Here is a 9,511-nt window from a genome sequence, read left to right on the forward strand (position 1 = left end):
TTCGAGTCACAACCCGAACACGGCCGATCGTATCGGTTACGTCCGATCCGATTCTTTTCCTTTAGACCTGAAAAACGGATCCTTCGATCCTAAACTTTCCTCGGTTCTTTGCGAAAAAAAGAAGCCAGAAAAAACAAAAGCCCGAGCAACACATAAGCGGTCACAAAGGAATTGAAGCCGGGTTCGAATTGATTGAGGATATCGTTTCCTCGCAGAGAAAATCCGTGGATAAATCCTGTCGCGGACAATCCCGCTCCGATCAAACAACTGATCAGCGCCTTTTTAAAATCGCGATCGATGACGAAAACGGCGATCGAGGCCCAAATCATCGAAGACAAAAGAAATCCCTGTGATAAACTCAACAATCCGCCCATCGGATACGGCAAAAACGGAAGTCCCAAGGGAACGTCCGACATCCAGAGATGCGCCGTTTCTTTGACACCGGCGTTTTCCAAAATTCCGGAGATGGATCGATCCGCATAATTGAACGTGGACTGAACGAGTAAGACTCCCCAGCCGGCAAGAGCGGGTAACGTTCCGATGACTACGGCCGGAGCGTGCCGACTCGGGGTCGCTTCGAACGCCTGTGATCCGATGACGATTCCGATCCAAAGTACGATCGCCATTCCCGCTTCGACGGGAATCAGAGCTTGGATAAACGCCAACAATCCGAACAAAGCGACGACGGTCATAAAAATCCCGTTTAACGTCGAATAGCCGGCGCGAGCACCCAAAGCCTTCCAACCGGGATGTCCTATATAAATCGTAGTGGGAAACGGAGATCCGAAAAAAGATCCCACCACGGTTCCGATCCCGTTGGCCAAAAGGGAATCCCGTGTATGAAACGAATCTCCCGAGGCTTCCGCGGATTCTATGTTTTGCAAAGAACCGATTACGTTGAAAATTCCCATCGGAATCAAAACGGACAAGTATTCGCGTATATCCGCGAGTTGAAACGCGGCGAATAAATCGGAAACGGACAACACCGGAAAATAAAATCCGATCTGACTCGTGGAACCTTTCAGAAGAGCGCCGTCCATCAACGGATTTCCCCATACTCCCTGGGACCAAGCGAGCGCTGTTCCGAGTAGCACGGAAATCAATCCGCCGGGTAGCCGGAACGGAAACACAACTCGTGCGAAGTATTGCAATAATATGATTCCGAACGGCAAAAACGCGATCAAAGGATTTTGAAAGGTTCGCACCAAAAAGTCCATGGAAATGAACGTGATCGCGATTCCCGCCAAAGAGGAAAGTAGGGCGGCGCGAGGTGTGACTTTGCGGATTTTTTCCGCGATGAAGGACCCGGACATTTCGATCAAACCGGAAAGAAAACTGGCCACGAGGCCGACCTGCCATGCGATCTTGTAATCGCCGGTTTTCTTATATACGGGAAGTATAATAAAGAATACGAACGCAAAGAGGGAAACCGTGTTGATCCCGTAGGGCAGGGCGGTGACGTCGTTTCTGTTTTCCTTTTGTGCGAGTTTATGCGCCTGCCAGGAATAGAAAAGGTTTCCGAGCAAAAGCGAAATCGCGGTTCCCGGTAGAATGACCTTATATACGAATTCACCCGGAACTCCGCAGAGGGTCGTCAGCAAAAAAGAAAGAACGAGAATCTGAATCAGATTGTCGATCATCAAACCGAAAAATCCGTCCAAATCCCCCAATACAAACCATTTGAATTTATTCTGGCTCATTGTTTCGATTTACTCCCAAAATCCACTTGAATTACGTTGGACTTGTCGTCCTTCGTTTCACCCTCTTTTTTCTCAGTCGAAACCGTTTTTTCCTTGGCGGAGGTTTGAATCTGTTTGAACACCTCCGATTCCGCGGTAAAAACTTTCATGTTGATCAGTGTTTGTTGTGATTTATCATAATAACGTAATATACAATCCCAGGGGATAAAAACTTCCTCCCAGGCGTATCCGAATTGAAGTTCCGCGTAGATCCATTCTTCCCGCAAATCCAAATTACGGGTTCCACCCTTGGGGCTGAATACGAGGACCACGCCCGTTTCCTTTTCTTCGCCGACTAATCCGCGTTTGCCGATGACAAGTTTCGGGTGAGGGGCCGCGTGCAAAAAAAACGTGCCGAACGATTCCCAGTAGAGATCGAATAGTTCCCGTTTGAATTTTCTGAGATTCAAAATCTCTTCTTTCAGACTTTTTTTATCCATTCTTGAAATTCTGATCCGGAATTTCCACTTTGGCTTCCGTGAGATAATCGCCGTGGATTTTGTATTCCGGAACCAAGGATTGAAACGCGAGGAAGATATCCTTATCCTTGTTGGTTCTGCCGGCGGTCAACAGTTCGTTAAAACGAGCGACGAACGTAGTCGGTTCCTGATTTTCCAAAGGGGCCGCGATTTTGATTTTAGGATGATGCGTCTTTTTGATTCCTTCCAAATCCAAAAGAAGTTCTTCGAAAAGTTTTTCCCCCGGACGTAAGCCGGTGAATTGGATCGGTATGTCCACGTACGGACGCAATCCGCAAAGACGGATCATCTCCTCCGCGAGGTTGAGAATTCGAACCGGCTCCCCCATTTCGAGAATGAAAATCTCTCCGCACTCTCCCATACTTCCGGCTTGTAACACGAGTTGTGTGGCTTCGGGAATCGTCATAAAATAACGGATCACATCGGGATGTGTGACGGTGATCGGTCCTCCGTTGGCGATCTGTTCGCGAAACCGCGGAATGACCGATCCGTTGGATCCCAATACGTTTCCGAATCGAACGGTGATGAATTTCGTTCTGGTTTCGCGGGATATATGTTGAAGATACAATTCCGCGGCGCGTTTGGATGCGCCCATGATGTTGACCGGATTGACCGCCTTATCGGTGGATATCAGTACGAAACGTTCCACGCCGGAAAGACGGGAAATGTCCGCGATGTTTTTGGTTCCGAGAACGTTATTCATCACGGCTTCGGTCGGATTGACTTCCATCATGGGAACGTGTTTGTATGCGGCCGAGTGAAACACGACTTGCGGAGAGTATCTTTCGAAAACGGAACTTACCCGGGATAAGTTTTTGATATCGGCTATGATCGGAATGAGTTCGATCGATTGCCCCTGCAGTTTTTTCTTGAGTTCGTATTCGATTTCATACAACGGAGTTTCGGCGGAATCCAAAAGTAAAATCCGAGAAGGTTCGAAAACCGCGACTTGTCTACAGAGTTCGCTTCCGATGGAACCGCCCGCTCCCGTAATCAGAATGGATTTTCCCTTTAAATACGAACGGATGGATTCTATCTCCAAATCCACGACCGGCCGTCCGAGCAAATCCTCCACTTGCACTTCCCGTAACTGATTGAGTTTGGGAGAATCGAAAAACAAGGATCCGAGCGAAGGCAGAATTTTGAACTTCACGTCCGTATTCTCGAAGGAACGGATCAAGCGACTGATCAACTTTCCATCCGGGTTGGAGATCGCTATGATCACCTGTTTGACTCCGAATTGATGAATCATTTCCTGCGCCTGGTCGATCTTGGCCAAAATGGGAACTCCCTGGATATGAGCCCCGATTTTCTGGACGTTATCGTCCAAAAAACCGACCGGATTGAGTTTGAGTTCGGTATGTCTTCTGATTTCGGTCAGAAGCGTGGCCCCGACTTTTCCGGCGCCCAAGATGAGAGTCGGAAGTCCTTCCTCTTTGGCCTTTTTGAGAATGTATTGATCCCGGAAAACTCGCCAGGAAAAACTGCGGATACAAAGAAAACTCAAGAGCAACAGAGTATCCAAAATCGGAACCATTCTGGAGATCTGTTCGAAACGGTTGTAAAACAAAAGTGCGGTCGTAGATACGAGCGAGGAAAGAAGAGTTACTTTGATGATTTCGACGAGGTCGTGGATCGAGGCGTATGCCCAAATGGAACGATAGATGTCCGAAAGCAGGAACACAACTGCGCGAACCCCGACTACGATCAAAAGGGAAACGAGAAAACGTTCCGGTGGAAACAAAAATACAAAAGATTCAAACCGGATCCAATGCGCCAAAAAGAAGGAAACTCCCATGAACAACAGATCCAAGGGAAAGATCCACATTCTTCGATTCCATTGACCGAGCATGTAGGAAATAAAATCGTTTTCATCCCAAAAGTCCAATCTTTTTGAAACGAAGAATTTCGATTTTTGTCCGAATCGAAAAATGTGTTGCGAAAATTCTTTTCTTGCACAACTCCTTTCGTAGAATAAATCGGTTTTACGCCGGGGCGCTTTTGAAAGAAATCATCATCAACTTACAAGGGGATCTGGACTTCAAATTGGGAGAATCGCTTCTTTCCAAACTGGAAGAATTGTCCGAATTTCCACGGAAAATCCTGCTCGACGGTTCCGGATTGGACTCCGCGACTTTGGAAGGTTCCTCGATCGTAAACCGACTTCCTCAAAAATTTCCGGATTCGAAATTCGCGGTTTGTTCTTTGGCGGAAGGGATCGATCTTTCCGGGGAAGGGGATAACGGAATTCCTACGTTTCCGGATCGGGAAACGGCGAAGTCGTTTTTAACCGAAAATGAAACCGACCCGGAAACAAAATTTCCGGAAAACGCCCCGGTTTTGATCCAGTGCCCGGAATGTTTTCATCTGCTCAAAATCCAAAGTTCGGGAAATTACGCCTGTCCTTCCTGTAGTTCCAAATTCTTCGTCACGAAGGATTTTAGGACATCTCCGTTTGAAAGATTATTATAATATTCTTACATTTCTTCGAACAACTGGATGGTTTCGGAAACTTCCACAGGCACGTTGCCTGCCTGAAAATACGGATTGTATCTTTTTTTGATCCCCGAAACGAGTCTGCGTTTTCTGGCTTCGAAGGTTTCCATGAATTCCTTAAAAATCGGATGTTTGCGGAGTTCCTCCCGGATCGAAGGGGCAAAGGGCGCATAACGGTTCAGAATGTCGCGCACCACCCGGTTGAGTCTCGTTTTCCCGGAGGATTCGAACAACACCCAATACGAATAATCCGACGCGAACATGTCCTTTAGATTTTTTTTGTATTTCATCATCTGTTGGTCGATCGTTTTTTTAGCGTCGGGTGTGAGAGCGGGGGATTTGCGATAATTCTCCAGATAAAGAAAGTATTCCGAAGTCAGGGAAGGCGGGGAAGAATCCTTCCACTTTCTGCCGCGCACCGTACGTTCCATTTCCCATCGGAATTCCCCCAGAGTTCTCGTGATCGCCAAAGTAGCGTTTTCGTTGAGAATTTGCGGAAACACAAGTCTCCCGCGTGAAAAAACTCCGGAGGATATTTCCTGCCACAAAACTCCTCGGCTTCCGAACACGGGCAAGATGATACAATCCGGAAATACCTCCTTCATCGCGAGTTCCTGTTTGCCCGGGGTCGATTCGGGTTCGAATACGATCTGTCTGTAAAAAAGATGTTTGTCGATCTTACGCACGTGATCTACGACGGCGTTCAATTTTTCCGGGGTTACGAGAAACGCATCGGTTTCCCCGTACATCTGATCCTCCGAAAGAATCGGATACGCAAGATTCGGGTTGGAAGAAACTCCGATGAGACCGTTGTATAAAAGATTGCTCAACTCCCAATCGAGGAGATGCAGTAGGTCTTCGATTCCGCTTTGGTTTGCGGATTCGTCTTTGCCGGTCTTACGAACGAGAGACGCTTTGACTTGTTCGTATGATTGTGCCAGATGATTGCGGGAAGGATTTTTATTTCCCGCAAGAATCAATCCCAGCCATTCCGGCAAAAAATAGACGGCCAAGGAATGTTGGGAAGGGGAGGTTTCGGCTTTGTGATTCCTTAATTTCTGTAAGGTGGAATCCAATTGAACGATTCGAGTCGGCGACAATAGATGTTCGTCCAAATAAAAAAAATACAGAAACAAAAGAACCGGCTTTGGGATCGAGGAAATATCCGATCTGTATTTCGCATAACACGCAGAATAAAGACGAATGAAAGTTTGAATCTCTTCCGGTTTGTGTTCCTTTCGCACAAAGCCCGGATGTTCCTGAAACGCCCGAACCCGTTTTTGGATTTCGGAAGCTGTGAAAGAATCCACTCCGGAATATTTTACGATTTGCGAAAGGCTGTCCCGAAATTCTTCCGGAAGAACGGTTTCCTCTTGGGAGGTTACGTCCCCCATCTGGATTCCTCCCCAAACCCTCGTTTTTTCGACGTCCTTTTCGGGCGCGGAAAGAATTTGAATGCTTATATCGTTTCCGTCGAAATTCAAAACGGTCGCGTCGAAACGGATCCAATCCTTTTCTTCTCCGGAATACAAAACGTGGATTTTTTCTCCCGGTTCGGTCGGGAAAGAATGATAGAGTTTTTTCGTGAACAGTTTCGCGTGAAGGGATTTTTGAACGAATTCCGGTCCGAGGGTTCCCGAATATAAAAAACCGGGAAAGGCTTCCTCCGCGTCGGTCAAAAAAACCACCGGAAGAATTTTTTTCGGATGCGGACCTAGATCGTGAACGAGATGCGAAAGTCGTCTGAAAATCAATGCGTCTCTCCAAGCGGGAAGTTCGCCTTGGTGCGCGAGATACGAGGCGAATTCCGGAAGAAAAAATTCCTGAAACCAAACGGGAGATTCCGCGATCCGCTTGAGAGTGGAAACGGAAGCATGTTCCAAAAAGGAATGAATGTGGACTACGTCCCGCCCTTGCAAATATGCAAGCGGAAGTTTTTTCAGAATCCTTGCGTATAAGGCCGCCTTGAGTTGAGTGGAATGTCGAAATCTACGCTCCAACCAATATCCGGCGAGAAGAAGCAAAGCGACGAAGATAACTCCGTTGATCACCGGGATCCAGGAGAATTCCGGCCACATTAAAACGGGACGGGCTTGCGCTATAAAAAACATGCGAAATGTATAAATTTCTTTTTTCCAGGGTCAAGCAGGATTCTGGTTCCTACGTCTTTCGCGGATCGCCGCTGACTCACAGAGAAAACGACCAAACAACTGGGAACCGTTCCTCGATTTCGAATCTTCTTTTCTTTCTCAAAAAAGCATATGCGAAGTGATTCAGAATGGCAATCGTAAAAAATTTTGAAACGAGTTGTTACGGCAAACGAGATACGACGGCGGATGTTCGTTGCGACACCAACCGACGCTACTCCTCGGGTATTGGGTTTGCGTGACTCGCGATCCTTCCCGTTTGAACCGAGCTCGATTCGTTTTTGCTCGGACGTTTTTTTCTTCCGTTTTTGCTCGGACGTTTTTTCCAAACCCGACTTTGTTGAATTCATTCGAATCGACCGATGTCGATGTTTTGCCACCGCGAACCGGAATCAGGATGTCGTTGTCGCAAAGAAAAACCCGCAACCGGTTCCGAATCTCGCGTAGTTTTGTATGGGTTGTTGGGGCGTTTCGATTCCCGCGCAAAAAGAAAACGCCCAAAATCGGGCAACGTTCAAATCGAATTGCTCGGAAAAGAAATCGTAGGTGTTGCGGTAAAAACAAACGAATGTTTGTTTCGTTCGAAACGATCGAATCGCAGCCGTTTTGTGTTCCTCAAATCAAAAACGGAATTCCGTCCTTTTTTGCAAAATTGGATGGAACTTACTGGCCTCGTTTCCGCCCGTCATCTTGCAGAATCCGTTTTTGAATCGAATCCCTTTCCAAGTTTCGGTGTGTTTCCACAATCTTCTCGAAATCCGAACTTAGGGGAGCAACGGCGATAAAAGAGACAAAATCCTGATCCGGGAAAAAAGGGAAACAAACGATCGTACATCGTTGTCGTTCTTACGGTTGTGATTTCTATGTTGACCCTGGGAACCAAGGTTGATTTTCGCAAGAAATGGTCGGGGCGGCCTCGTGTCGTGTCAGACGGAGACAGCGATTTTTACGTGATGCAACAGGCAACTTCCGATAATGTAGATTATGTCGCATTTGGATTATGTCTCATTTTGAACGTACCCATTCATCCTTTACAAATGGACGATAAGTTTATTGATTGTTACAACTTCTAGTAGATGTGTATCGAGACCTAAAATCCGCCCCGCTATCAATTTGGCTTTAGAAGGCACGGGTTCTTTAAATTTATGAGTATCATGCCTCTTGTATAGCACATCCCAACTATATTGCGGAATAGAATTTCGATGTTTTCCTCTTGCGATATGAATATGCCTTGCGGTTCCTGTATTTTTATTTTCCGGATCTACTCGATACCACCAATCGTCAATTCCGGAGTTTTTCCATTGAGATTCCTTTAGAATATCAATATTCGAAAAATTATATGCGTCGAAGAAGGCAGAAAATCTTTCGATTTCAATATCCTCGTCAATGTAATATGATTCGTATAATGGTTTTATTGAAGGCATGATTTGGCCTTCTCTAATTTTCTCAATAACGTCTTGAAAATTTAATCGTGAAACTATGATGTCGATCCAATGAAATTTCATAAAGGGTTTCCTACGATATATTAGTATATATTGAAAATTAAAATTTTCGAAACTTTATAGCGTCCAAGCCTTCGACTCTTAATAAATGAATATACAACTTGGTTATAAACCAATAGTAGCCAATTTGGGATAGAGATGCGACTTTCATTATTTTTCCACTTTTGATCCGATCTTCAATTAAAAATTTAGATACGCTTGAGATGGCCGAGAAATCAGCCACGAGCGAATGATTAATGTCAGAGCTATTGCCAAATGAAAAAAATCTATAGTAAATATTCTTCTTTAACTCATCTTCACTTTTTACGATTTGCCTTACCCTTTCGTATGGATAACAACTAGCGATTAAGATACTCGGATCATTTTCACAATCACAGGAAGCGGAAATTATAACTGAAGGTCCGTTCACAATTGATATTTCACCATTGCGATCGATGCTCGGAATGGCAACTTTATCCAATATATCCCCTTGCATTAGAATATCATTCGGAGAAGTAGTTACTTGAATATCGATTTTATCAGATTTTAAACTTCCATGTTCAGTTAATATTGTTGAGTTCGATCTACGGTGAAACTGTTTAAGCATATCACCTAAATTTGTTATTTGAATTTCATCAATAGTAGGAAAAGCTCTCCTAAACAATTCGATGAACTCCTTCGTAATTGAAGAATCTCCAGACATCAATTCTCTGTTACATTACTGGCCCTTTGATTACCGTTCTGATTGAGTCAAGATAATCATTGTATTTTGCCATTTCCTCGGAATCTAAATCCTTCATTTGTAAATTATAAATATCAAATGGATCGACTTTTTTATCGATTCGGCCGTCAGTCAGATTAAAATAGGTTTGAGTCTGGCTCTTTGAATCAAGTCCAATTAAAGACCCCAGTGGTGGACTTACTATGCTATATGCCAAATTTGTTTGCGTTGGCCGTCTTCTAAAATTAGAATATTCTAAATATGTAGCAAACATAATTTCTCCTAAGCCCATCATAATTCGAACTCCCCTTGACTAATCAAGTTATCCAACTTTTGGGTAACAATGAAATTCATGCTATTTAATAACTGGTCGCCAATATCGGGATCACATGATGAAATCGACATACGAATGCTTGCATCTGTATTTCAGGATGCCATTGATTATTTC

At 44.9% G+C, this 9,511-nt stretch carries 8 protein-coding genes; 1 reads left to right on the forward strand and 7 read right to left on the reverse strand.

Annotation, left to right across the window (positions count from 1 at the left end; genetic code table 11):
• Nucleotides 1–89: 89 nt before the first annotated feature.
• The 3 genes from EHQ17_RS10275 to EHQ17_RS10285 are packed head-to-tail and all read right to left on the reverse strand — an operon-like array spanning nucleotide 90 to nucleotide 4,070.
• A complete protein-coding gene (locus tag EHQ17_RS10275) occupies nucleotides 90–1,700 on the reverse strand; it encodes an NCS2 family permease (protein ID WP_135593182.1) in 1,611 nt (536 codons plus the stop codon).
• Nucleotides 1,697–2,179, reverse strand: coding sequence for a ClpXP protease specificity-enhancing factor SspB (locus tag EHQ17_RS10280; RefSeq protein ID WP_135593180.1), 483 nt, complete (start codon nucleotides 2,177–2,179; stop codon nucleotides 1,697–1,699). The genes EHQ17_RS10275 and EHQ17_RS10280 overlap by 4 nt, the downstream gene beginning before the upstream one ends.
• On the reverse strand, nucleotides 2,172–4,070 hold the full coding sequence (locus EHQ17_RS10285; RefSeq protein WP_135593332.1) for a polysaccharide biosynthesis protein: 1,899 nt from the start codon (nucleotides 4,068–4,070) through the stop codon (nucleotides 2,172–2,174). Before EHQ17_RS10285 ends, EHQ17_RS10280 begins: the two co-directional genes overlap by 8 nt.
• A gap of 149 nt (nucleotides 4,071–4,219) precedes the next feature.
• Between EHQ17_RS10285 and EHQ17_RS10290 the strand changes: the two genes are divergently transcribed.
• Nucleotides 4,220–4,690 (forward strand): STAS domain-containing protein, encoded by a 471-nt coding sequence (locus tag EHQ17_RS10290; protein WP_135593178.1) that lies wholly within the window; start codon nucleotides 4,220–4,222, stop codon nucleotides 4,688–4,690.
• A 5-nt stretch (nucleotides 4,691–4,695) separates the two neighbouring features.
• Here EHQ17_RS10290 and EHQ17_RS10295 read toward each other — a convergent pair whose 3' ends face one another.
• The 4 genes from EHQ17_RS10295 to EHQ17_RS10310 all read right to left on the reverse strand — a co-directional run bounded on the left by EHQ17_RS10295 (nucleotide 4,696) and on the right by EHQ17_RS10310 (nucleotide 9,358).
• Nucleotides 4,696–6,825, reverse strand: coding sequence for a hypothetical protein (locus EHQ17_RS10295; protein ID WP_135593176.1), 2,130 nt, complete (start codon nucleotides 6,823–6,825; stop codon nucleotides 4,696–4,698).
• Between the two features lie 1,067 nt (nucleotides 6,826–7,892).
• Nucleotides 7,893–8,366: a DUF6367 family protein gene (locus tag EHQ17_RS10300; RefSeq protein ID WP_135593174.1), complete on the reverse strand. Its 474-nt coding sequence runs from the start codon at nucleotides 8,364–8,366 to the stop codon at nucleotides 7,893–7,895.
• A 37-nt stretch (nucleotides 8,367–8,403) separates the two neighbouring features.
• Complete coding sequence (locus tag EHQ17_RS10305; protein ID WP_135593172.1) at nucleotides 8,404–9,045, reverse strand: hypothetical protein; 642 nt, start codon at nucleotides 9,043–9,045, stop codon at nucleotides 8,404–8,406.
• Nucleotides 9,046–9,055: 10 nt separating this feature from the next.
• Nucleotides 9,056–9,358 carry a hypothetical protein gene (locus EHQ17_RS10310; RefSeq protein ID WP_135593170.1) on the reverse strand — a complete coding sequence of 101 codons (303 nt, stop codon included), beginning with the start codon at nucleotides 9,356–9,358 and terminating at the stop codon, nucleotides 9,056–9,058.
• Between the last annotated feature and the right edge of the window lie 153 nt (nucleotides 9,359–9,511).

The sequence above is a fragment of the Leptospira gomenensis genome, assembly GCF_004770155.1.
Lineage (GTDB): Bacteria > Spirochaetota > Leptospiria > Leptospirales > Leptospiraceae > Leptospira > Leptospira gomenensis.

Coding starts and splice junctions, on each gene's coding strand:
- EHQ17_RS10275 (WP_135593182.1), bottom strand. CDS start 1,700: ATGAGCCAGAATAAATTCAAATGGTTTGTATTGGGGGATTTGGACGGA.
- EHQ17_RS10280 (WP_135593180.1), bottom strand. CDS start 2,179: ATGGATAAAAAAAGTCTGAAAGAAGAGATTTTGAATCTCAGAAAATTC.
- EHQ17_RS10285 (WP_135593332.1), bottom strand. CDS start 4,070: ATGCTCGGTCAATGGAATCGAAGAATGTGGATCTTTCCCTTGGATCTG.
- EHQ17_RS10305 (WP_135593172.1), bottom strand. CDS start 9,045: ATGTCTGGAGATTCTTCAATTACGAAGGAGTTCATCGAATTGTTTAGG.
- EHQ17_RS10295 (WP_135593176.1), bottom strand. CDS start 6,825: ATGTTTTTTATAGCGCAAGCCCGTCCCGTTTTAATGTGGCCGGAATTC.
- EHQ17_RS10310 (WP_135593170.1), bottom strand. CDS start 9,358: ATGATGGGCTTAGGAGAAATTATGTTTGCTACATATTTAGAATATTCT.
- EHQ17_RS10300 (WP_135593174.1), bottom strand. CDS start 8,366: ATGAAATTTCATTGGATCGACATCATAGTTTCACGATTAAATTTTCAA.